A 20,430-nucleotide genomic window follows, 5' to 3' on the forward strand; every position below is an offset into this window, starting at 1 on the left:
CAGCCTGCGGCAACTCCTACAGGGAAATGCGAATCCCAGTGTAGGAGCTGCCGAAGGCTCGGGCCGCGATCGGACGATCTTTGCTTTCAAGGTCGGAAGATCAGTCTTCCTTGCCCTTATTGCGCACCGCACGCTGCAGCTCACGACCAGCATCGCGTTCGCGCTCGGTATCACGCTTGTCGTATTCCTTCTTGCCCTTGCCCAGAGCAATTTCGCACTTGACCATGTGCTTGCTCCAGTACCAGGACAGGCAGACGCAGGCGTAACCCTTTTGCTGCACAGCGGCGGCGAGTTTTTCCAGCTCGCGGCGGTTGAGCAGCAATTTGCGCGTGCGCACCGGGTCGGCGATGACGTGGGTGCTTGCGGTCATCAGAGGCGTGATGTGGCTGCCGAGCAACCACGCTTCGCCATCCTTGAGCAGCACATAGCTGTCGACCAGCTGTAGCTTGCTTGCCCGCAGACTTTTTACTTCCCAGCCGGCCAGGACCAGACCAGCCTCGAACTTATGTTCGATGAAGTAATCGTGTCGCGCCTTTTTGTTCTGCGCGATGGTCCCTGTTGGGTGTTTCTTCTGTTTAGCCATAGGGGCGGCATTATATGGAGATAAACGGCTGTCGGCTACGGTGATGCTGCGTGCTTGAGCAGGTTGAGTGAATCCCGGACAATGCGGCCTCTTTTTCTAACGCTTGGGCGTGATAAACGATGTCGACAGACAAGGTTTCTGTCCACGGCAGTTGGGCTAGCCGCTGGGTTTTCATACTCGCCGCGACCGGTTCGGCCGTGGGACTGGGTAGCATCTGGAAGTTCCCCTACATGGTCGGGGTCTACGGCGGCGGCGCCTTTGTGCTGATGTTTCTGGCGTGCATCGCGCTGATCGGCATCCCGGTCATGCTCGCTGAAACCCTGATCGGCCGGCGCGCCCGGCAAAGTCCGGCGAACGCCTTGAAGGTGCTGGCGCTGGAAGCCGGGCACTCGGGCAAGTGGTCGTGGGGAGCATTTGCCGGGATGATCACGGCATTGCTGATCCTGTCTTTCTACAGTGTGGTCGGCGGCTGGTCGCTGGACTACATCGTCGACATGGGCCGTGGCGACTTCCAGGGCGCAACGGCCGACCAGGTCGGCGCTTATTTCGGCAATGTCATCTCCAATCCATGGCGCCTGACACTTTGGCACACGATTTTCATGCTGCTGTCGGCCTTCGTCATCGCCAAAGGCGTGGTCGCCGGGCTTGAGCGCAGCCTGCGCATCATGATGCCGCTGCTGTTCGTGATGATTCTGGTGTTGCTGGGTTACAGCATGACCACCGGGCATTTCATGGAAGGCGTGCATTTCATGTTCGATTTCCACCCGGAAAAAGTCCTCGACGGTTTGTTGCCGGCGATGGGGCACGCGTTCTTCTCGCTGAGCGTCGGTGTCGGTTCGATCATGATCTACGGCGCTTACATGCCGAAGAGTTCGTCGTTGTCCGGCACGGTTGTCGGTGTGGCCCTGCTCGATACCTTTGTTTCGCTGGTCGCCGGTCTAGCTCTGTTCCCGATTGTGTTTGCCGGCGGCCTGAACCCAAGCGAAGGCCCGGGCCTGATGTTCGTCAGCCTGCCATTTGCCTTTGGTAACGTGGCTTTCGGGCAACTGATGGGCGTGGTGTTCTTTGTGCTGGTGGCGATTGCGGCCTGGAGTTCGGCGATTTCGCTTCTGGAGCCGATGGTTGCCTATTTGGTTGAGCGCACGAAAGTCAGTCGCGCGTGGGTGACTTTCTGGCTGGCGTTCATCTGCTGGTTCGTCGGTCTGGGCACGGTGTTCTCCTTTAATATCTGGAAGGAAGCCAAATTTTTCGTGAACGAAGGCGGGATGTTCCACCTCTACCAATGGGGTGCGCAGAGCGGTCTGGACTTCTTTGGCGTGATCGATTTCTTCACCTCGCGGATCATGTTGCCGCTCGGTGGCCTGTGTTTTGTGCTGTTTGCCGGATGGGTGATGGGGCGTGAAGCGGTACGCGACGAGTTGTCGATCCGCAATCCGGCACTGTTCGCCCTGTCTTTGTTTTTGATGCGCTACGTGGCGCCCATCGGCATTCTTGTAGTGTTTGCCGCTCAGCTCTGGAAGTAACGCTCACATGACGACACATATTCAACGATCGGCATTACTGCCGTACCCGGCGCAATTCCTCTACGACCTGGTCAACGACGTGGCGCGTTACCCGGAATTTTTGCCGTGGTGCTCAGCCGCTGAAGTGCTGGAAAGTTCGCCGGAGCATATGCGCGCCAGCGTTGGCGTGGCCAAGGGCGGTCTCAGCCAGCATTTCGTGACGCGCAACACGCTGGTGCCGGGACAGTCGATCGAGATGAACCTGGAAGAAGGTCCGTTCAATCAATTGCACGGCGTCTGGGTGTTCAAGGCCTTGAATGAGAAGGCCTGCAAGATCAGTCTGGATCTTTCGTTCGATTACGCCGGGCCACTGGTACGCGCGACGTTGGGGCCGCTGTTCAATCAGGCTGCCAACACGCTGGTGGACGCGTTCTGTCAGCGCGCCAAGCAGATGCATGGTTGAGCCGGTGATTGAGATAGAGGTCGTTTACGCCGCCGTGGACCGTCAGGTTTTACGCACTGTCAGCGTGAAAGAGGGCGCGACGGTTCGCGCTGCGGTTCTGGCGTCAGGTATCGGTAGCGAATTCCCTGAGCTGAATCTGGCGGAGTGCCCGTTGGGTATCTTCGGCAAAGTAGTGGCTGATCCGGATACGCGGGTAATTCAGGCGGAAGATCGCATCGAGATTTACCGCCCATTGCTTGCCGACCCCAAAGAAGTTCGACGTTTGCGTGCTGCCAAGGCTGCGGAAGCCAAGGCTCGAAACGCGTAAAAAGACAAATTGCAGGCAATAAAAAACCCGGAATTTCCGGGTTTTTTATTGCGTCGCAAATTATTGCGGCGAGGTGTCCAGCGGCTCTGGTGTTGGAACCGGAACGGTTTCTACCCCATCGACGTCCTTCTGGATCTGATCCAGCAAGGAACCTGGCTTGACCGGTTTTTCCGGTGTTGGCTTCTCGGCGTTTTCAGCAGGAGCGGTCACCGTAGTGCCACTGTCCTTGCCGAGAATGGCTTCGTCACGGCTTACGCCCGGCATAAAGTCACCGGACAGGCTGACAAGCTGGTCGTTTGAGTTGAAAATAACGCTGATGCGTTCCTGTTGGCGTTCACCGCCACCCGGTTGCAGGCTGTACAGATAATCCCAGCGATCGGCATGGAACGTGTCGACAAGCAGGGGGTTACCCATGATAAACCGTACTTGCGGCCGGGTCATTCCCGGGCGTAACTGGTCTATCATGTCCTGCGTGACGACATTGCCCTGCTGGATGTCGATTTTGTAAACCCCGGGGAATGAACAACCGGCGAGTGCGAGCAGTCCCACAAAGGTGAAACTGGTTAGCAAGAGCTTGGTGTTTTGCATCGGTGGGCGACTTCCACTATCTTGGCTGGGACAACGTAAACGCCGATCATACCCGCATTAAGAGAAGCTGCGAAGCAGCATCGCGAGAAAGCTGACCATGGTTGAAAATAGCGAACTACGCAAAGCCGGCCTTAAAGTGACCCTGCCACGGGTCAAGATCCTGCAAATGCTCGACTCTACAGAGCAGCGTCACATGAGCGCCGAGGACGTCTACAAGGCGTTGATGGAAGCTGGCGAGGACGTCGGTCTGGCCACGGTTTACCGTGTTCTGACCCAGTTCGAAGCGGCTGGCCTCGTGGTCCGTCACAACTTCGACGGCGGCCACGCGGTTTTTGAGTTGGCCGACAGTGGTCACCACGACCACATGGTTAACGTGGAAACCGGTGAGGTTGTCGAATTCGTCAGCCCGGAAATCGAAAAGCTCCAGAAGGCAATTGCCGAGGAGCACGGTGTCGAGTTGGTGGATCACAATCTGGTGCTGTACATCCGCAAGAAAAAGTAAGCATGTCGCGCGAATTTCACATTCGCGAAACGAACGAAGGCGACCCAAGGGTCGCCTTCGTGCTTTCTGTCGTTCCTAAACCTTGGCGGTAACGACCATTTTTTTCGCGTGAGCCAAGGACTCTTTGGTCAGATCGATGCCGCCGAGCATGCGCGCCACTTCTTCTATACGGTCGTTCTTGCTCAGTTTGGAGACGGCGGTGTGCGTTGCCTCTTCACCGCGCACCTTGTGCACGAACAGATGCTGATGACCCTGCGCTGCTACTTGTGGCAAGTGCGTCACGGTCAATACCTGGCCGCGATCGCCGAGACGGCGCAACAGTTGGCCGACAATTTCAGCCGTCGGGCCGCCGATGCCGACGTCCACTTCGTCGAACACCAGTGTCGGAACGCGGGAGGTCTGTGCGGTGATCACCTGAATTGCCAGGCTGATCCGTGACAGCTCACCACCGGAAGCGACTTTTGCCAGTGCCTTCAGCGGCTGGCCCGGGTTGGCGCTGACCAGCAATTCGACCTGTTCCAGCCCGTTGGGCAGCAACTCATCGCTGCTGTTAGCCTTCAATTCGATAGTGAATCGGCCGCCAGGCATGCCCAGTCGCTGAATCTCCTGCTCAACCGCGCTGGCGAGACTGCCGGCAGCCTGATGCCGCAAATCGCTCAGTTCCCGTGCCTTCTCTTGATAGTGGCGGGCATAGGAGGCCAGCTCTTCACCGAGGCGCTCGATGGATTCATCATTGGCGTTGAGGGTTTCGATTTCATCCAGCAACTTCTGCTGCATCTCACCCACTTCGGTCGGCTGGATCCGGTGCTTGCGCGCCAGGGTGTAGATCGCGTCGAGGCGTTCTTCCAGATACTGCAGGCGTGCCGGATCGGCATCGAAGTTATCGAGGAAGCGATTGAGTTCGCCAACGGCCTCTTCGACCTGGATCTGCGCACTGGTCAGCAGGCTGCTGGCTTCGCCCAGTGCGCCGACGGAGTTATTCACGCTCGACAGGCGGTTGAGGCTGGCGGTCAGTGCATTCAATACATTGCCAGAATCGCTTTCGCTGCATTGCTCGACCACTTGCCGGCAAATGCCCAGCAGCGTCTCGGCGTTGGTCAGGTTTTTGTGTTCCTGCTCCAGTTGCTCAAGTTCGTTATCGCCGAGACCGAGATTTTCCAGCTCTTCGAGTTGATAGCTCAGCAATTGGTGGCGCGCGCGTTGTTCGTCGCCGGAATTGGAGAGACGCTCCAGCTCCTGACGAGTCTGACGCCAGCGCTGGGCTGCGAGCTGAACCTGGCGCGCCAGGTCGGTAGCGCCGGCGTACTCGTCCAGCAGGCGTCGATGAGTATCGGTTTTCAGCAGGGACTGGTGTTCATGCTGGCTGTGGATATCGATCAACAACTCGCCCAGCGACTTGAGGTCGCCGAGTGGGCAAGGGGTGCCGTTGATGTAGCCACGCGAACGACCCTCCGACGTGATCACCCGGCGCAGAATGCACGGGCCATCCGTTTCCAGGTCGCGCTCGGCCAGCCATGCGCTGGCTTCAGGGATGTCCGCCAGATCGAAGGTCGCGAGGATGTCGGCCTTGTCGGCGCCGGGGCGAACCACGCCGCTGTCGGCACGATCACCTAGAGTCAGGCCCAGCGCGTCGAGCATGATCGACTTGCCGGCGCCGGTTTCACCCGTGATCACGCTCATCCCGCGCTCAAGTTCGAGATCGAGATGTTCAACGATGGCGTAGTTATGTACGGACAGGTGCACCAGCATAAAAGGCCGCTCCCAAGCTAAAGGTCTGGTTATTTATACAGTGTTTTGTTTCAGGCTGACAATGCCCGTCCTTAGCTCGATTTGCTTGAACGTCAAATCTGCTTAGCGCATTGAGGAATGAAGATTCGACACTTTTTTGTAGGGTTAATGTTTGCAGGCCCTTGAAGCCTGATTTTGCGGCCCCATATATCGGGGCAGAAGCGCGAGTCAGGCTCGCGGACGAAATTGAAAGGAGAATTCTATGGCTGACGAACAGACAGTAGATACGCAAAACCCAGAAGCCAATCAGGCGCCCGAAGGTTCGGGTGATGACCTGGCGACCCGTGTACAAGTGCTCGAAGAGCAATTGGCCGCCGCGCAGGATCAATCTCTGCGTGTTGCTGCCGATCTGCAGAACGTCCGTCGCCGTGCCGAACAGGACGTCGAGAAGGCGCACAAGTTTGCCCTGGAAAAATTTGCCGGCGACCTGCTGCCGATCGTCGATAGCCTGGAGCGCGGCCTCGAGCTGTCGAACCCGGACGACGAAAGCATCCGCCCGATGCGCGAAGGTATCGAGCTGACGCTGAAAATGTTCCACGACACCCTCAAGCGTTATCAGTTGGAAGCGATCGATCCGCATGGCGAACCGTTCAACGCCGTTCAACATCAGGCGATGGCCATGCAGGAAAGCGCCGACGTAGAACCGAACAGCGTTCTGAAGGTGTTCCAGAAGGGCTACCAGCTCAACGGTCGCCTGTTGCGCCCGGCCATGGTTGTGGTCAGCAAGGCGCCTGCGCCAATTTCGCCTTCGATTGACGAGAAGGCTTGAAATTAGCCGCAAGGCCCCCATTTAGAAGTCAAGCGTTTAAGTATTACCGCAGTCAGCCACCACTGCTGCGGCAAAAAAATCCAAAGTTTCGGGAGAGTTAACATGGGCAAAATTATCGGTATCGACCTGGGGACTACCAACTCCTGCGTCTCCGTGCTGGAAAACGGCAAAGCAAAAGTTATCGAAAACGCTGAAGGCGCGCGTACCACGCCGTCGATCATCGCTTACGCCAACGATGGCGAAATCCTGGTAGGTCAGTCGGCCAAGCGTCAGGCTGTGACCAACCCGCACAACACTCTGTACGCGGTAAAGCGTCTGATCGGTCGTCGTTTCGACGAAGAAGTTGTGCAGAAAGACATCCAGATGGTCCCTTACAAGATCGTCAAGGCTGACAACAACGACGCCTGGGTTGAAGTGAACGGCCAGAAAATGGCACCGCCACAAATCTCGGCTGAAATCCTGAAAAAGATGAAGAAAACCGCCGAAGACTACCTCGGCGAGACCGTGACCGAAGCGGTGATTACCGTTCCGGCCTACTTCAACGACAGCCAGCGTCAGGCGACCAAAGACGCCGGCCGCATCGCCGGTCTGGACGTAAAACGTATCATCAACGAACCAACCGCAGCCGCTCTGGCTTACGGCATGGACAAGGCCAAGGGCGATCACACCGTGATTGTTTATGACCTGGGTGGCGGTACGTTCGACGTTTCCGTAATCGAGATCGCTGAAGTTGATGGCGAGCACCAGTTCGAAGTTCTGGCGACCAACGGTGACACGTTCCTCGGCGGTGAAGACTTTGACATTCGTCTGATCGACTACCTCGTTGACGAATTCAAGAAAGAAAGCGGCATGAACCTCAAAGGTGATCCGCTGGCCATGCAGCGCCTGAAAGAAGCCGCTGAGAAAGCCAAGATCGAGCTGTCTTCCGCTCAGTCGACCGACGTCAACCTGCCGTACATCACTGCAGATGCGACCGGTCCTAAGCACCTGAACGTGAAGATTTCGCGTGCCAAGCTCGAAGCACTGGTTGAAGACCTGGTTCAGCGCACCATCGAACCTTGCCGCATCGCCATGAAAGACGCCGGTCTGGACGTTGGCGCGATCAACGACGTGATTCTGGTTGGTGGTCAGACCCGTATGCCGCTGGTACAGAAGCTGGTTACCGATTTCTTCGGTAAAGAAGCTCGCAAAGACGTTAACCCGGACGAAGCTGTTGCCATGGGTGCTGCGATTCAGGGCGCCGTTCTGGCCGGTGACGTGAAAGACGTTCTGCTGCTCGACGTCAGCCCGCTGACCCTGGGTATCGAAACCATGGGCGGCGTGATGACTGCGCTGATCGAGAAAAACACCACGATTCCTACCAAGAAATCGCAAGTGTTCTCGACTGCCGACGACAACCAGGGCGCTGTGACCATTCACGTGCTGCAGGGCGAGCGTAAGCAAGCCACTCAGAACAAGTCCCTGGGCAAGTTCGACCTGGCCGACATTCCACCAGCTCCACGTGGTGTGCCGCAGATCGAAGTGACCTTCGACATCGACGCTAACGGCATTCTGCACGTTGGTGCGAAAGACAAAGCGACCGGCAAGACCCAGTCGATCGTGATCAAGGCCAACTCCGGTCTGTCCGACGAAGAAATCGAGCGCATGGTGCGTGACGCCGAAGCTAACGCTGAGGAAGACCGCAAGTTCGAAGAGCTGGCCGCTGCCCGTAACCAGGGTGACGCACTGGTTCACTCGACTCGCAAGATGATTGCCGACGCGGGCGACAAAGTCACCGCTGAAGAGAAGGCTGCGATCGAAGCTGCTGTGGTTGCTCTGGAAGCCGCTGTCAAAGGCGACGACAAAGCTGCTATCGAAGCCAAGGTTGAGGAGCTGTCGAAAGTCTCCGCTCCGGTTGCTCAGAAGATGTACGCCGAACAGGCTCAGCCAGCTGATGGCGCGGCCCCGCAAGGCGAATCGGCTGAGAAGGCTGACGACGTTGTCGATGCAGAGTTCGAAGAAGTCAAAGACCACAAGTAAGTTGTTGGTCGGCCGGTTGACTGCCTTCAGGCAGTGACTGGTAGGATGTCGCCGCGCGGGAGCTAGCTCCCGCGTTGGCGTATCTGGAATACGCGAATTTTTACAGCATGCGACAAGGTTCGGATGTTGGCGGTATGGCCGGGAATGCTCCTGCTTTTCGTGCCGAAAGTACCGCAAGAAACAAAGACCAGGATCGTTGAATTGACGTGAGTTGGGTCCGGGCCTGTATTGGGGCTCAACGAGTTTGGCCATCCTCAGGAGGGGTTTGCCGAACGTCCTCAAGAGTGCAGAAGACTTATGGCAAAGCGTGACTATTACGAAGTGTTGGGTGTTGAGCGCGGCTCAAGCGATGCGGACCTGAAGAAGGCTTACCGTCGTCTGGCGATGAAGCACCACCCGGACCGTAATCCCGATGACAAAGCGTCGGAAGAAATGTTCAAAGAGGCCAATGAGGCCTACGAAGTGCTGTCCGACTCGAGCAAGCGTGCGGCGTACGATCAGTACGGCCATGCCGGCGTCGACCCGAGCATGGGTGGCGGTGGCGCCGGCTTCGGTGGTCAGAACTTCTCGGATATCTTTGGTGATGTCTTCAGTGACTTCTTCGGTGGCGGTCGCGGCGGTTCCCGTGGCGGCGCTCAGCGTGGCAGCGACTTGCGCTACACCCTGGAGCTGAACCTGGAAGAAGCGGTGCGCGGCACCACCGTGAATATCCGTGTGCCGACGCTGGTCAATTGCAAGCCGTGCGATGGTTCCGGCGCGAAAAAAGGCTCATCGCCATCGACGTGCCCGACCTGCGGTGGCATCGGTCAGGTGCGCATGCAGCAGGGCTTCTTCTCGGTGCAGCAGACCTGCCCGCGTTGCCATGGCCAAGGCAAGATCATTTCCGATCCGTGCGATTCCTGCCACGGTGACGGTCGCGTTGAAGAGTACAAAACCCTGTCGGTCAAAGTGCCGGCCGGCGTCGATACCGGCGACCGCATTCGTCTGTCCGGCGAAGGCGAGGCGGGTACGCAAGGTGGTCCGACGGGCGACCTGTATGTAGTCATCAACGTCCGCGAGCACGACATTTTCCAGCGCGATGGCAAGCATCTGTTCTGCGAAGTACCGATCAGCTTCGTTGACGCAGCACTGGGTGGTGAGTTGGAAATCCCGACCCTCGACGGTCGCGTCAAACTGAAAATCCCTGAGGGTACTCAGACCGGCAAGCAGTTCCGCGTGCGTGGTAAAGGCGTGGCGCCGGTACGTGGCGGCGGTGCGGGCGATTTGATGTGCCGTGTGGCGGTCGAGACGCCGGTCAATCTGAATCGTCGTCAGCGCGAGCTGCTGGAGGAGTTCCGCAGTTCGCTGGCAGACGACAACAGTCATTCGCCGAAAACCACTGGCTGGTTCGATGGTGTGAAGCGCTTCTTCGGCGATCTCTAAGGAGTCGGCATGCGACGTATAGCTGTGATGGGCGCTGCTGGGCGCATGGGTAAGATTCTGGTCGAGGCCGTGCAGCAGAGTGCGCCGCTGACCGGTTTGACCGCCGCGGTGGTTCGTCCTGGCAGCACGCTGATCGGCGTCGATGCCGGTGAGCTGGCCTCGCTGGGTCGCATCGGCGTGCCGTTGTCCGGGCATGTCGAAGCTGTGGCTGAAGAGTTCGACGTATTGATCGACTTCACGCTGCCGGAAGTGATGCTGAAAAATCTGGCGTTCTGCCGCAAGGCAGGCAAGGCCATGGTCATCGGCACTACTGGGTTGGACGCTGCGCAGAAGCAGTTGCTGGTCGAGGCGGGCAAGGACATTCCTATCGTCTTCGCGGCCAACTTCAGTGTTGGTGTCAATCTGTCGCTGAAACTGCTGGATATGGCAGCGCGTGTGCTGGGTGATGATGCCGACATCGAAATCATCGAAGCTCATCACCGTCACAAGATCGATGCGCCTTCGGGTACGGCGTTGCGCATGGGTGAAGTGATCGCCAGTGCGCTGGATCGTGATTTGCAGAAAGTCGCGGTCTACGGTCGTGAGGGTCATACCGGCGCTCGTGAGCGTGAAACCATCGGTTTCGCCACCGTGCGTGGTGGTGATGTGGTGGGTGATCACACCGTGCTGTTCGCCTGCGAAGGTGAGCGTCTGGAGATCACGCACAAGGCGTCGAGCCGCATGACGTTTGCCAAGGGCGCGGTGCGTGCGGCGGTGTGGCTGGATGGTCGCGAGCCTGGCCTGTATGACATGCAAGACGTGCTCGACCTGCGTTGATACACTGCTGAACCCAGCGCAAACGCCCTGTTTGCGCTGGTTTTTCTCCGCTTGGCGACGACCTGTCGCATTCTCCGGCCTTTTAGGCTCTTTAGCGGTGGACCAAAAAAGCCTTTTTCTGTAAGCTACAGCTTTAGTGTGTCCACTAAAAGCGCGCAGAATAATTCAGTGAAGAAGCGGGGTGACGTGTCCATACGTCACTCCGCTTTTTTACAACCTGCGATCGCCCTTTCATGCGTTATTTACGGGAGGTCTTCTTGACTAAGCCAGCCATACTTGCCCTTGCTGATGGCAGCATTTTTCGCGGCGAAGCCATTGGTGCCGACGGTCAAACCGTTGGTGAGGTGGTGTTCAACACCGCAATGACCGGCTATCAGGAAATCCTTACCGATCCTTCCTACGCCCAACAGATCGTTACCCTGACTTACCCGCACATCGGCAACACCGGCACCACGCCGGAAGACGCCGAGTCCGATCGCGTCTGGTCCGCTGGCCTGGTCATCCGTGACCTGCCGCTGGTAGCGAGCAACTGGCGTAACACGATGTCCCTGTCCGACTACCTGAAAGCCAACAACGTTGTGGCAATCGCCGGTATCGACACCCGCCGCCTGACCCGCATCCTGCGTGAAAAAGGCGCACAGAACGGCTGCATCATGGCCGGCGACAACATCTCCGAAGAAGCGGCAATCGCCGCTGCGCAAGGCTTCCCGGGCCTGAAGGGCATGGACCTGGCGAAAGTCGTCAGCACCAAGACTCAATACGAATGGCGTTCGACTGTCTGGGATCTGAAAACCGACAGCCACGCAACCATCGACGCTTCCGAGCTGCCGTACCACGTGGTTGCCTACGACTACGGCGTCAAGGTCAACATCCTGCGCATGCTGGTCGAGCGCGGCTGCCGCGTCACCGTGGTGCCTGCCCAGACTCCAGCTGCCGATGTACTGGCGCTGAAGCCGGACGGCGTGTTCCTGTCCAACGGCCCTGGTGATCCGGAGCCATGCGACTACGCGATCAAGGCGATCAAGGAAGTCCTGGAAACCGAAATTCCGGTATTCGGCATCTGCCTCGGTCACCAACTGCTGGCACTGGCCTCCGGCGCCAAGACCCTGAAAATGGGCCACGGCCACCATGGTGCCAACCACCCGGTGCAGGATCTGGACACTGGCGTCGTGATGATCACCAGCCAGAACCACGGTTTCGCGGTAGACGAAGAAACCCTGCCAGCCAACGTGCGTGCGATCCACAAATCGCTGTTCGACGGCACCCTGCAAGGCATCGAGCGCACCGACAAGAGCGCGTTCAGCTTCCAGGGTCACCCTGAAGCGAGCCCGGGCCCGAACGACGTCGCGCCACTGTTCGACCGCTTCATCAACGAGATGGCCAAGCGACGCTAAGCGTTCGCCTTGAGACTGTAGAGAGAAGCCCCTCGAGGGCGGCCCCGACACCGGCGGCCCCCTCGAGACTTCAGAAATCGATCAAGACGGCTTGCCGACTGACCTGCGGATTTGAGTGACAAACCCATGCCAAAACGTACAGACATTAAAAGCATCCTGATTCTCGGCGCTGGCCCGATCGTTATCGGCCAGGCCTGCGAATTCGACTACTCCGGCGCCCAGGCCTGTAAAGCCCTGCGCGAAGAGGGTTACCGCGTCATCCTGGTGAACTCCAACCCGGCCACCATCATGACCGACCCGGACATGGCCGACGCTACCTACATCGAGCCGATCAAGTGGCAGACCGTTGCCAAGATCATCGAAAAAGAGCGTCCGGACGCGGTGCTGCCAACCATGGGCGGCCAGACCGCTCTGAACTGCGCCCTGGACTTGGAGCGCGAAGGCGTTCTGGAGAAGTTCGGCGTAGAAATGATCGGCGCCAACGCTGACACCATCGACAAGGCTGAAGACCGTTCGCGCTTCGACAAGGCGATGAAATCCATCGGTTTGGCGTGCCCGCGTTCCGGTATCGCCCACAGCATGGAAGAAGCCAACGCGGTTCTCGAAACCCTCGGCTTCCCGTGCATCATCCGTCCGTCCTTCACCATGGGTGGCACCGGTGGCGGTATCGCTTATAACCGTGAAGAGTTCGAAGAAATCTGCGCCCGTGGTCTGGACCTGTCGCCGACCAAAGAGCTGTTGATCGACGAATCGCTGATCGGCTGGAAAGAATATGAAATGGAAGTTGTCCGCGACAAAAAGGACAACTGCATCATCGTCTGCTCGATCGAAAACTTCGACCCGATGGGCGTGCACACCGGTGACTCGATCACCGTGGCTCCTGCGCAAACCCTGACCGACAAGGAATACCAGATCCTGCGTAACGCCTCCCTGGCGGTACTGCGCGAGATCGGCGTCGAGACGGGCGGTTCCAACGTTCAATTCGGTATCTGCCCGAACACTGGCCGCATGGTCGTGATCGAAATGAACCCGCGTGTATCGCGTTCTTCGGCACTGGCTTCGAAAGCCACCGGTTTCCCGATCGCCAAAGTCGCGGCCAAACTGGCTGTGGGTTACACCCTCGACGAACTGTCGAACGACATCACCGGCGGCAAGACCCCGGCGTCCTTCGAGCCGTCGATCGACTACGTCGTGACCAAGCTGCCACGTTTTGCCTTCGAGAAATTCGCCAAGGCCGACGCACGCCTGACCACGCAAATGAAGTCGGTCGGTGAAGTCATGGCCATCGGCCGGACCTTCCAGGAATCCCTGCAGAAAGCTCTGCGCGGTCTGGAAGTGGGCGTTTGCGGTCTGGACGAGAAGCTCGACCTGAGCAACCCGGAAAGCATGAGCGTGCTCAAGCGTGAACTGACCGTGCCGGGCGCTGAGCGTATCTGGTACGTGGCGGATGCTTTCCGCGCCGGCCTGTCGGTCGAAGACATCTTCGGCATGAACATGATCGATCCGTGGTTCCTGGTGCAGATCGAAGATCTGATCAAGGAAGAAGAGAAGGTCAAGACCCTCGGTCTGTCCGCTATCGACCGCGACCTGATGTTCAAGCTCAAGCGCAAAGGCTTCTCCGATCAGCGTCTGGCCAAGCTGCTGGGTGTGACCGAGAAGAACCTGCGTACGCACCGCCAGAAGCTGGAAGTGTTCCCGGTCTACAAGCGCGTTGACACCTGCGCCGCCGAGTTCGCCACCGACACCGCTTACCTCTACTCGACCTACGAGGAAGAGTGCGAAGCCGCACCGTCGGGTCGCGACAAGATCATGATTCTGGGTGGTGGTCCGAACCGTATTGGCCAGGGCATCGAGTTCGACTACTGCTGCGTTCACGCTGCCCTCGCTCTGCGCGAAGACGGCTACGAAACCATCATGGTCAACTGCAACCCGGAAACCGTTTCCACTGACTACGACACTTCCGACCGTCTGTACTTCGAGCCGGTAACCCTGGAAGACGTGCTGGAAATCTGTCGCGTCGAGAAGCCGAAAGGTGTGATCGTTCAGTACGGCGGCCAGACTCCGCTGAAACTGGCTCGCGCTCTGGAAGCCGCTGGCGTGCCAATCATCGGCACCAGCCCTGACGCCATCGACCGTGCTGAAGACCGTGAGCGCTTCCAGCAAATGGTTGAGCGCCTGAACCTGCGTCAGCCGCCTAACGCCACCGTGCGTAGCGAAGACGAAGCGGTTCGCGCTGCCGCGAAAATCGGTTATCCGCTGGTGGTGCGCCCGTCCTATGTACTGGGCGGCCGTGCGATGGAAATCGTTTACAAGGAAGACGAGCTCAAGCGTTACCTGCGTGATGCAGTGCAAGTGTCCAACGACAGCCCGGTGTTGCTCGACCACTTCCTCAACTGCGCCATCGAAATGGACGTGGATGCGGTCTGCGACGGTAAAGACGTGGTGATCGGCGCGATCATGCAGCACATTGAACAGGCTGGCGTTCACTCCGGTGACTCGGCGTGCTCGCTGCCGCCGTACTCGCTGCCGGCGCATATCCAGGACGAGATGCGCGAACAGGTCAAGAAAATGGCCCTGGAACTGGGCGTTGTCGGCCTGATGAACGTGCAGCTGGCTTTGCAAGGCGAAGACATCTACGTCATCGAAGTCAACCCGCGTGCTTCCCGTACCGTACCGTTCGTATCGAAGTGCATCGGTGTTTCCCTGGCGATGATCGCTGCCCGCGTAATGGCCGGTAAGACTCTGAAAGAAATCGGCTTCACCAAAGAAATCATCCCGAACTTCTACAGCGTGAAAGAGGCGGTGTTCCCGTTCGCCAAATTCCCTGGCGTTGACCCGATCCTTGGCCCAGAGATGAAGTCGACCGGTGAAGTGATGGGCGTCGGCGACACCTTCGGTGAAGCATTCGCCAAAGCCCAGATGGGCGCCAGCGAAGTGCTGCCGACCGGCGGTACTGCGTTCATCAGCGTGCGCGATGACGACAAGCCACTGGTTGCAGGCGTAGCCCGCGATCTGATCAACTTGGGTTTCGAAGTGGTTGCCACTGCCGGTACTGCCAAGCTGATCGAAGCCGCAGGCCTGAAAGTGCGCCGTGTGAACAAGGTGACCGAGGGGCGTCCGCACGTGGTCGACATGATCAAGAATGACGAAGTCACCCTGATCATCAACACCACCGAAGGTCGTCAGTCGATCGCTGATTCGTACTCCATTCGTCGTAATGCCTTGCAGCACAAGATCTATTGCACCACCACCATTGCTGCTGGCGAAGCTATCTGTGAAGCGCTGAAGTTCGGTCCGGAAAAGACCGTGCGCCGCTTGCAGGATCTACACGCAGGATTGAAGGCATGATCAAATACCCAATGACCGTCCAGGGCGCTAAAGCCCTGGAAGAAGAACACGCTCACCTGACCAAGGTCGTCCGTCCGAAGCTTAGCCAGGACATCGGTACGGCCCGCGAGTTGGGTGACTTGAAAGAGAACGCTGAATACCATGCCGCCCGCGAACAGCAAGGCATGGTCGAGGCGCGGATTCGCGACATCGAAGGCCGGATTCAGAATCAGGTCATCATCGATGTCACAACTATTCCGCACACCGGCAAAGTGATTTTCGGTACCACCGTCGAAATCGCCAACGTCGAGACCGATGAAAGCGTCACTTACCACATCGTGGGTGAGGATGAGGCTGACTTCAAACTCGGCAAGATTTCGGTCGGTTCGCCTTTGGCCCGTGCCTTGATCGGCAAGGAAGAGGGCGATGTGGTCGCCGTGAAAACGCCAAGCGGCGTGATCGAGTACGAGATTGTCGAAGTCCGTCACATCTGAAAAAGGGCGCCCGCTGCATGCGGGCGCCATGCTTTGGCAGCTGACTCAGATGCTCTGGGTTGGCGGTCTATGGCTGATTCATCTCGGTTTGCAGCCGGCGCTGGGCCAGATTGGCCTGGCACCGTTGCTGATCGATGAAGTCGCCAGTGCATTTGAAGTGCTGGTGGTGGGGTTTTCCGCCGCATGCGTTATTTTTCAGGCTTTGGTGCTGGTACAGGCCGAGGGCCTTGCCAGTCTATGGCGAGATTTTCGCGGACAGGTTCTGTTGATGGCGATGTACGCGTGTGCGATGTTTGTCGCAGTGCGTGTCGGCTGGCCGGATGCGCAGCGCTGGCAGGTATTCAGTTATCTGGTTCTGGGGTTTTCCGGGCTGGTGCTGGTGATGCAGCCTGTGCCGGGATGGAGTGGCAGGGTGCGCCAGGCACACCCTTGACCCCTTTCATCACTTGAAGCGATGAACGTTCGACAGCTGCTTGTTGACGCTGAAGTTCTTGCGGTAAATCAGTGCCATCTTGCCGATGACCTGCACCAGGTCCGCTTTGCCAACCTTGCACAGTTCTGCGATGTGCGCCAGGCGCGACTCGCGATCGAGGATGTTGAGCTTGATCTTGATCAGCTCGTGATCCGCCAAGGCGCGTTCAAGTTCGGCTAAAACACCTTCAGTCAAACCGTTGTCAGCCACCGTCAAAACCGGTTTCAGGTGGTGGCCAATGGATTTGTACTGTTTCTTCTGCTCTGGAGTGAGCGGCATAATCTGACCCTTTCGTCTGGATTCTGTAAAATGGCGGCCATTTTACCCGAGGGCTCGTGGATCCGCCCAATTAATCACGACCCTTATCAACGAGGTGCCCAATGGCGCGTTCCAAGACAAGCCTTGGTTGGCTGAAAAGACATGTCAATGATCCTTATGTGAAACAAGCACAGAAGGATGGCTACCGCTCGCGTGCGAGTTACAAGCTTCTGGAGATCCAGGAGAAATACAAGCTGATCCGTCCCGGCATGAGCGTGGTCGACCTGGGTGCAGCGCCCGGTGGCTGGTCGCAGGTCACCAGCCGGCTGATCGGTGGTCAGGGGCGTCTGATCGCCTCGGACATCCTGGAAATGGACAGTATCCCTGACGTGACCTTCATTCAGGGGGACTTCACCGAGGACGAAGTGCTCGGGCGGATTCTTGAGGCTGTGGGTAATTCGCAGGTGGACCTTGTGATTTCCGATATGGCCCCCAATATGAGTGGTACGCCTGAAGTGGATATGCCAAAAGCCATGTTCCTTTGCGAGTTGGCGCTTGATCTGGCTGAACGGATACTCAAGCCGGGTGGTAATTTCGTGATCAAGATTTTTCAGGGTGAAGGGTTTGATGTTTACCTGAAGGATGCTCGCAAGAAGTTCGACAAGATCCAGATGATCAAGCCGGACTCCTCTCGTGGCAGCTCCCGCGAGCAATACATGCTGGCTTGGGGTTATCGCGGGCGTAGCGAGTAAAACGAGGTTTTTGTGCGGGGTGATAGGTTTTTAGTATTTCGCCCGGCTAGCATTAACGAATATTGTGTAGAAAGTGTTTCACAAAGGGTTACAGACGGCGCCTGCCAGAGTCGTAGGTAATGTAGTAAGTTAGGCCGGTGAATATCATGCGAAGCGCGCGCCAGTAGCGGAGCTTGCTTCAGAGGGTAGTTAATTGAACGATATGGCAAAGAATCTGATCCTGTGGTTGATCATCGCGGCTGTCCTGGTGACGGTGATGAACAACTTCTCCAGCCCTAACGAGCCGCAGACCCTCAACTATTCCGACTTCATCCAGCAGGTCAAGGATGGCAAGGTCGAGCGCGTAGCCGTTGATGGTTATGTGATTACCGGCAAGCGCAACGACGGCGACAGCTTCAAGACCATTCGTCCGGCAATCCAGGACAATGGCCTGATCGGCGATCTGGTCGACAACCACGTTGTGGTGGAAGGCAAGCAGCCTGAGCAGCAAAGCATCTGGACCCAGTTGCTGGTAGCCAGCTTCCCGATCCTGGTGATCATCGCGGTGTTCATGTTCTTCATGCGCCAGATGCAGGGCGGCGCCGGCGGCAAGGGCGGACCGATGAGCTTCGGCAAGAGCAAGGCGCGCCTGCTCTCCGAAGATCAGGTGAAAACCACTCTGGCTGACGTTGCTGGTTGCGACGAAGCCAAAGAAGAAGTCGGCGAACTCGTTGAGTTCCTGCGTGATCCAGGCAAGTTCCAGCGTCTGGGTGGCCGCATTCCTCGTGGCGTGCTGATGGTCGGCCCTCCGGGTACCGGTAAAACCTTGCTGGCAAAGGCGATTGCCGGCGAAGCCAAGGTTCCGTTCTTCACCATTTCCGGTTCTGACTTCGTCGAAATGTTCGTCGGTGTCGGTGCCAGTCGTGTTCGTGACATGTTCGAGCAGGCGAAGAAGCACGCGCCTTGCATCATCTTCATCGACGAAATCGACGCCGTCGGTCGCCATCGTGGCGCCGGCATGGGTGGCGGTCACGACGAGCGCGAGCAGACCCTCAACCAATTGCTGGTTGAGATGGACGGCTTCGAGATGAATGACGGCATCATTGTTATCGCTGCAACCAACCGTCCAGACGTACTCGACCCTGCGCTGCTGCGTCCGGGCCGTTTCGACCGTCAGGTCGTGGTTGGTTTGCCGGATATCCGTGGTCGCGAGCAGATTCTCAAGGTTCACATGCGCAAGGTGCCAATGGGTGACGACGTCGCTCCGGCCGTAATCGCGCGTGGTACTCCGGGCTTCTCGGGTGCTGACCTGGCCAACCTGGTCAACGAAGCGTCGCTGTTTGCTGCGCGCAGCGGCAAACGCATCGTTGAAATGAAAGAATTCGAACTGGCCAAAGACAAGATCATGATGGGCGCCGAGCGCAAATCGATGGTCATGTCCGAGAAAGAAAAGCAGAACACCGCTTATCACGAAGCTGGCCATGCCATTGTTGGTCGCGTCGTCCCTGAGCATGATCCGGTCTACAAGGTGTCGATCATTCCGCGCGGTCGTGCGCTGGGTGTGACGATGTTCCTGCCGGAAGAAGATCGCTACAGCCTGTCCAAGCGCGCGCTGATCAGTCAGATCTGCTCGCTGTACGGCGGCCGTATTGCGGAAGAAATGACCTTGGGCTTCGACGGTGTGACTACCGGCGCTTCCAACGACATCATGCGTGCCAGTCAGATTGCGCGGAACATGGTGACCAAGTGGGGCTTGTCGGAAAAACTCGGTCCGTTGATGTATGCCGAAGAAGAGGGTGAAGTATTCCTCGGTCGTGGCGGTGGTGGGCAGGCTGCCAGCTTCTCCGGTGAGACAGCCAAGCTGATCGACTCCGAAGTGCGCAGCATCATTGATCAGTGCTACGGCACGGCCAAACAGATCCTCACGGACAACCGTGACAAGCTCGACGCCATGGCTGATGCCCTCATGAAGTATGAAACGATCGATGCTGAACAGATCGATGACATCATGGCAGGTCGTACACCTCGCGAGCCTCGCGACTGGTCGGGTGGCACAGGTACTCCGCCACCACCAGTGGTTCGGGACGAGCGTCCGGAAACACCGATCGGCGGTCCGGCTGCTGACGTTTAAGGTTTGAAATGACTTCTGTACAGTCCCTGACCCGGTTGCCTTGCGGCAACCGGGTTCTTGATTTGGCCCAGACGCATGTCATGGGCATTCTCAATGTCACCCCCGATTCTTTCTCCGACGGCGGCCAATACAGTCAGCTGGATGCGGCCTTGCGTCACGCCGAAGCTATGGTTGCAGCCGGTGCGACGCTGATTGATGTCGGTGGCGAATCCACGCGTCCCGGTGCGCGAGCTGTCTCTCCGCTTGAGGAGCTTGAGCGCGTCGCGCCGATCGTCGAGCTGATCAATCGCGAGCTTGATGTGATCATCTCGGTGGATACGTCTACTCCTGCCGTCATGCGCGAAACTGCGCGGTTGGGCGCCGGGCTGATCAACGACGTGCGCTCGCTGCAGCGCGATGGTGCGCTGGATGCGGCGGCAGCTACCGGTTTACCGGTGTGCCTCATGCATATGCTCGGTGAGCCAGGTGATATGCAGGACAATCCGCAGTATCAGGATGTCACGCGCGAGGTGGGCGAGTTTCTCGCTGAGCGCATGACACAGTGTGCGGCGGCAGGTATTCCTGCCGAGCGCATCATCCTCGATCCGGGTTTCGGTTTCGCCAAAACCCTGCAGCACAATCTAAGCTTGTTCAAGCACATGGAAGCCCTGCATGCGTTGGGTCGGCCGCTGCTTGTTGGTGTTTCTCGAAAAAGCATGATTGGCCACGCCCTGAATCGTCCTGTGGGCGAACGGCTGCACGGTGGATTGGCATTGGCGGCATTGGCATCGGTAAAAGGTGCGCGAATTTTGCGTGTCCATGACGTGGCGGAAACGGTAGACGTGGTGCGGATGATCGCGGCCGTGGAATCAGCCGAATAAGAAT

At 58.0% G+C, this 20,430-nt stretch carries 19 protein-coding genes; 15 read left to right on the forward strand and 4 right to left on the reverse strand.

Translation table 11 applies throughout. The features are described from left to right. Positions 1 to 100 precede the first annotated feature (100 nt). Positions 101 to 583, reverse strand: a complete 483-nt coding sequence (gene smpB, locus ACM6JQ_RS06850) for an SsrA-binding protein SmpB (RefSeq protein ID WP_007915208.1) — start codon at positions 581 to 583, stop codon at positions 101 to 103. A gap of 119 nt (positions 584 to 702) precedes the next feature. Between smpB and ACM6JQ_RS06855 the strand changes: the two genes are divergently transcribed. From ACM6JQ_RS06855 to ACM6JQ_RS06865, 3 genes are read left to right on the forward strand one after another with little or no spacing between them, the layout of a single operon-like run. Then, complete coding sequence (locus ACM6JQ_RS06855; protein WP_007915211.1) at positions 703 to 2,106, forward strand: sodium-dependent transporter; 1,404 nt, start codon at positions 703 to 705, stop codon at positions 2,104 to 2,106. Positions 2,107 to 2,113: 7 nt separating this feature from the next. After that, positions 2,114 to 2,548, forward strand: coding sequence for a type II toxin-antitoxin system RatA family toxin (locus ACM6JQ_RS06860; RefSeq protein WP_007915213.1), 435 nt, complete (start codon positions 2,114 to 2,116; stop codon positions 2,546 to 2,548). Continuing rightward, positions 2,541 to 2,855 carry an RnfH family protein gene (locus tag ACM6JQ_RS06865; RefSeq protein ID WP_414893457.1) on the forward strand — a complete coding sequence of 105 codons (315 nt, stop codon included), beginning with the start codon at positions 2,541 to 2,543 and terminating at the stop codon, positions 2,853 to 2,855. The genes ACM6JQ_RS06860 and ACM6JQ_RS06865 overlap by 8 nt, the downstream gene beginning before the upstream one ends. A gap of 60 nt (positions 2,856 to 2,915) precedes the next feature. Here ACM6JQ_RS06865 and ACM6JQ_RS06870 read toward each other — a convergent pair whose 3' ends face one another. Continuing rightward, positions 2,916 to 3,443 (reverse strand): outer membrane protein assembly factor BamE, encoded by a 528-nt coding sequence (locus ACM6JQ_RS06870; RefSeq protein WP_007915215.1) that lies wholly within the window; start codon positions 3,441 to 3,443, stop codon positions 2,916 to 2,918. 97 nt (positions 3,444 to 3,540) lie between these two features. Here ACM6JQ_RS06870 and fur point away from each other — a divergent pair, with 97 nt between their 5' ends. Further along, positions 3,541 to 3,945: a ferric iron uptake transcriptional regulator gene (gene fur / locus ACM6JQ_RS06875; RefSeq protein ID WP_007915216.1), complete on the forward strand. Its 405-nt coding sequence runs from the start codon at positions 3,541 to 3,543 to the stop codon at positions 3,943 to 3,945. Positions 3,946 to 4,020: 75 nt separating this feature from the next. On the opposite strand, the gene recN is transcribed toward fur, so the two are convergent. Continuing rightward, positions 4,021 to 5,694 (reverse strand): DNA repair protein RecN, encoded by a 1,674-nt coding sequence (recN, locus tag ACM6JQ_RS06880; protein ID WP_414893459.1) that lies wholly within the window; start codon positions 5,692 to 5,694, stop codon positions 4,021 to 4,023. A 241-nt stretch (positions 5,695 to 5,935) separates the two neighbouring features. Between recN and grpE the strand changes: the two genes are divergently transcribed. The 8 genes from grpE (at position 5,936) to ACM6JQ_RS06920 (ending at position 16,407) form a co-directional block, all read left to right on the forward strand. Then, positions 5,936 to 6,502 (forward strand): nucleotide exchange factor GrpE, encoded by a 567-nt coding sequence (grpE, locus tag ACM6JQ_RS06885; RefSeq protein WP_007915219.1) that lies wholly within the window; start codon positions 5,936 to 5,938, stop codon positions 6,500 to 6,502. A 102-nt stretch (positions 6,503 to 6,604) separates the two neighbouring features. Continuing rightward, positions 6,605 to 8,521 carry a molecular chaperone DnaK gene (gene dnaK, locus ACM6JQ_RS06890; protein WP_414893460.1) on the forward strand — a complete coding sequence of 639 codons (1,917 nt, stop codon included), beginning with the start codon at positions 6,605 to 6,607 and terminating at the stop codon, positions 8,519 to 8,521. 297 nt (positions 8,522 to 8,818) lie between these two features. After that, the gene (dnaJ, locus tag ACM6JQ_RS06895) at positions 8,819 to 9,943 is read left to right on the forward strand and encodes a molecular chaperone DnaJ (protein ID WP_007915222.1); all 1,125 of its coding nucleotides are present in this window, start codon (positions 8,819 to 8,821) and stop codon (positions 9,941 to 9,943) included. Positions 9,944 to 9,952: 9 nt separating this feature from the next. Next, complete coding sequence (dapB, locus tag ACM6JQ_RS06900; protein WP_414893462.1) at positions 9,953 to 10,759, forward strand: 4-hydroxy-tetrahydrodipicolinate reductase; 807 nt, start codon at positions 9,953 to 9,955, stop codon at positions 10,757 to 10,759. Positions 10,760 to 11,016: 257 nt separating this feature from the next. Beyond that, positions 11,017 to 12,153: a glutamine-hydrolyzing carbamoyl-phosphate synthase small subunit gene (carA, locus tag ACM6JQ_RS06905; protein WP_007915228.1), complete on the forward strand. Its 1,137-nt coding sequence runs from the start codon at positions 11,017 to 11,019 to the stop codon at positions 12,151 to 12,153. Positions 12,154 to 12,279: 126 nt separating this feature from the next. Next, positions 12,280 to 15,501 (forward strand): carbamoyl-phosphate synthase large subunit, encoded by a 3,222-nt coding sequence (gene carB / locus ACM6JQ_RS06910; protein WP_007915231.1) that lies wholly within the window; start codon positions 12,280 to 12,282, stop codon positions 15,499 to 15,501. After that, entirely contained in the window at positions 15,498 to 15,974 is a 477-nt protein-coding gene (gene greA / locus ACM6JQ_RS06915; RefSeq protein WP_003221530.1) for a transcription elongation factor GreA, read from the forward strand. The genes carB and greA overlap by 4 nt, the downstream gene beginning before the upstream one ends. Positions 15,975 to 16,002: 28 nt before the next feature. Continuing rightward, positions 16,003 to 16,407, forward strand: coding sequence for a hypothetical protein (locus ACM6JQ_RS06920; RefSeq protein WP_007915233.1), 405 nt, complete (start codon positions 16,003 to 16,005; stop codon positions 16,405 to 16,407). 9 nt (positions 16,408 to 16,416) lie between these two features. Here the strand turns inward: ACM6JQ_RS06920 and ACM6JQ_RS06925 are convergent, their stop codons facing one another. Then, on the reverse strand, positions 16,417 to 16,725 hold the full coding sequence (locus ACM6JQ_RS06925; RefSeq protein ID WP_007915235.1) for a YhbY family RNA-binding protein: 309 nt from the start codon (positions 16,723 to 16,725) through the stop codon (positions 16,417 to 16,419). A 101-nt stretch (positions 16,726 to 16,826) separates the two neighbouring features. On the opposite strand from ACM6JQ_RS06925, the gene rlmE reads away from it, so the two are divergent. The 3 genes from rlmE (at position 16,827) to folP (ending at position 20,426) form a co-directional block, all read left to right on the forward strand. Continuing rightward, positions 16,827 to 17,456, forward strand: a complete 630-nt coding sequence (gene rlmE, locus ACM6JQ_RS06930; protein ID WP_007915237.1) for a 23S rRNA (uridine(2552)-2'-O)-methyltransferase RlmE — start codon at positions 16,827 to 16,829, stop codon at positions 17,454 to 17,456. Between the two features lie 202 nt (positions 17,457 to 17,658). After that, positions 17,659 to 19,566: an ATP-dependent zinc metalloprotease FtsH gene (gene ftsH / locus ACM6JQ_RS06935; RefSeq protein WP_016986501.1), complete on the forward strand. Its 1,908-nt coding sequence runs from the start codon at positions 17,659 to 17,661 to the stop codon at positions 19,564 to 19,566. Positions 19,567 to 19,574: 8 nt separating this feature from the next. Further along, positions 19,575 to 20,426 carry a dihydropteroate synthase gene (gene folP, locus ACM6JQ_RS06940; protein ID WP_095114216.1) on the forward strand — a complete coding sequence of 284 codons (852 nt, stop codon included), beginning with the start codon at positions 19,575 to 19,577 and terminating at the stop codon, positions 20,424 to 20,426. Positions 20,427 to 20,430: the final 4 nt, after the last annotated feature.

This window comes from Pseudomonas sp. IT-232MI5, from assembly GCF_949767845.1.
Taxonomy (GTDB): Bacteria; Pseudomonadota; Gammaproteobacteria; order Pseudomonadales; family Pseudomonadaceae; genus Aquipseudomonas.

Excerpts from the sequence above, each read along its gene's own strand:
- ACM6JQ_RS06855 (WP_007915211.1), top strand. The coding sequence starts at position 703 with ATGTCGACAGACAAGGTTTCTGTCCACGGCAGTTGGGCTAGCCGCTGG.
- folP (WP_095114216.1), top strand. The coding sequence starts at position 19,575 with ATGACTTCTGTACAGTCCCTGACCCGGTTGCCTTGCGGCAACCGGGTT.
- ACM6JQ_RS06870 (WP_007915215.1), bottom strand. The coding sequence starts at position 3,443 with ATGCAAAACACCAAGCTCTTGCTAACCAGTTTCACCTTTGTGGGACTG.
- ACM6JQ_RS06865 (WP_414893457.1), top strand. The coding sequence starts at position 2,541 with ATGGTTGAGCCGGTGATTGAGATAGAGGTCGTTTACGCCGCCGTGGAC.
- grpE (WP_007915219.1), top strand. The coding sequence starts at position 5,936 with ATGGCTGACGAACAGACAGTAGATACGCAAAACCCAGAAGCCAATCAG.
- dnaK (WP_414893460.1), top strand. The coding sequence starts at position 6,605 with ATGGGCAAAATTATCGGTATCGACCTGGGGACTACCAACTCCTGCGTC.
- recN (WP_414893459.1), bottom strand. The coding sequence starts at position 5,694 with ATGCTGGTGCACCTGTCCGTACATAACTACGCCATCGTTGAACATCTC.
- dnaJ (WP_007915222.1), top strand. The coding sequence starts at position 8,819 with ATGGCAAAGCGTGACTATTACGAAGTGTTGGGTGTTGAGCGCGGCTCA.
- ftsH (WP_016986501.1), top strand. The coding sequence starts at position 17,659 with ATGGCAAAGAATCTGATCCTGTGGTTGATCATCGCGGCTGTCCTGGTG.
- rlmE (WP_007915237.1), top strand. The coding sequence starts at position 16,827 with ATGGCGCGTTCCAAGACAAGCCTTGGTTGGCTGAAAAGACATGTCAAT.
- smpB (WP_007915208.1), bottom strand. The coding sequence starts at position 583 with ATGGCTAAACAGAAGAAACACCCAACAGGGACCATCGCGCAGAACAAA.
- fur (WP_007915216.1), top strand. The coding sequence starts at position 3,541 with ATGGTTGAAAATAGCGAACTACGCAAAGCCGGCCTTAAAGTGACCCTG.
- ACM6JQ_RS06860 (WP_007915213.1), top strand. The coding sequence starts at position 2,114 with ATGACGACACATATTCAACGATCGGCATTACTGCCGTACCCGGCGCAA.
- ACM6JQ_RS06925 (WP_007915235.1), bottom strand. The coding sequence starts at position 16,725 with ATGCCGCTCACTCCAGAGCAGAAGAAACAGTACAAATCCATTGGCCAC.
- greA (WP_003221530.1), top strand. The coding sequence starts at position 15,498 with ATGATCAAATACCCAATGACCGTCCAGGGCGCTAAAGCCCTGGAAGAA.
- carB (WP_007915231.1), top strand. The coding sequence starts at position 12,280 with ATGCCAAAACGTACAGACATTAAAAGCATCCTGATTCTCGGCGCTGGC.
- ACM6JQ_RS06920 (WP_007915233.1), top strand. The coding sequence starts at position 16,003 with ATGCTTTGGCAGCTGACTCAGATGCTCTGGGTTGGCGGTCTATGGCTG.
- dapB (WP_414893462.1), top strand. The coding sequence starts at position 9,953 with ATGCGACGTATAGCTGTGATGGGCGCTGCTGGGCGCATGGGTAAGATT.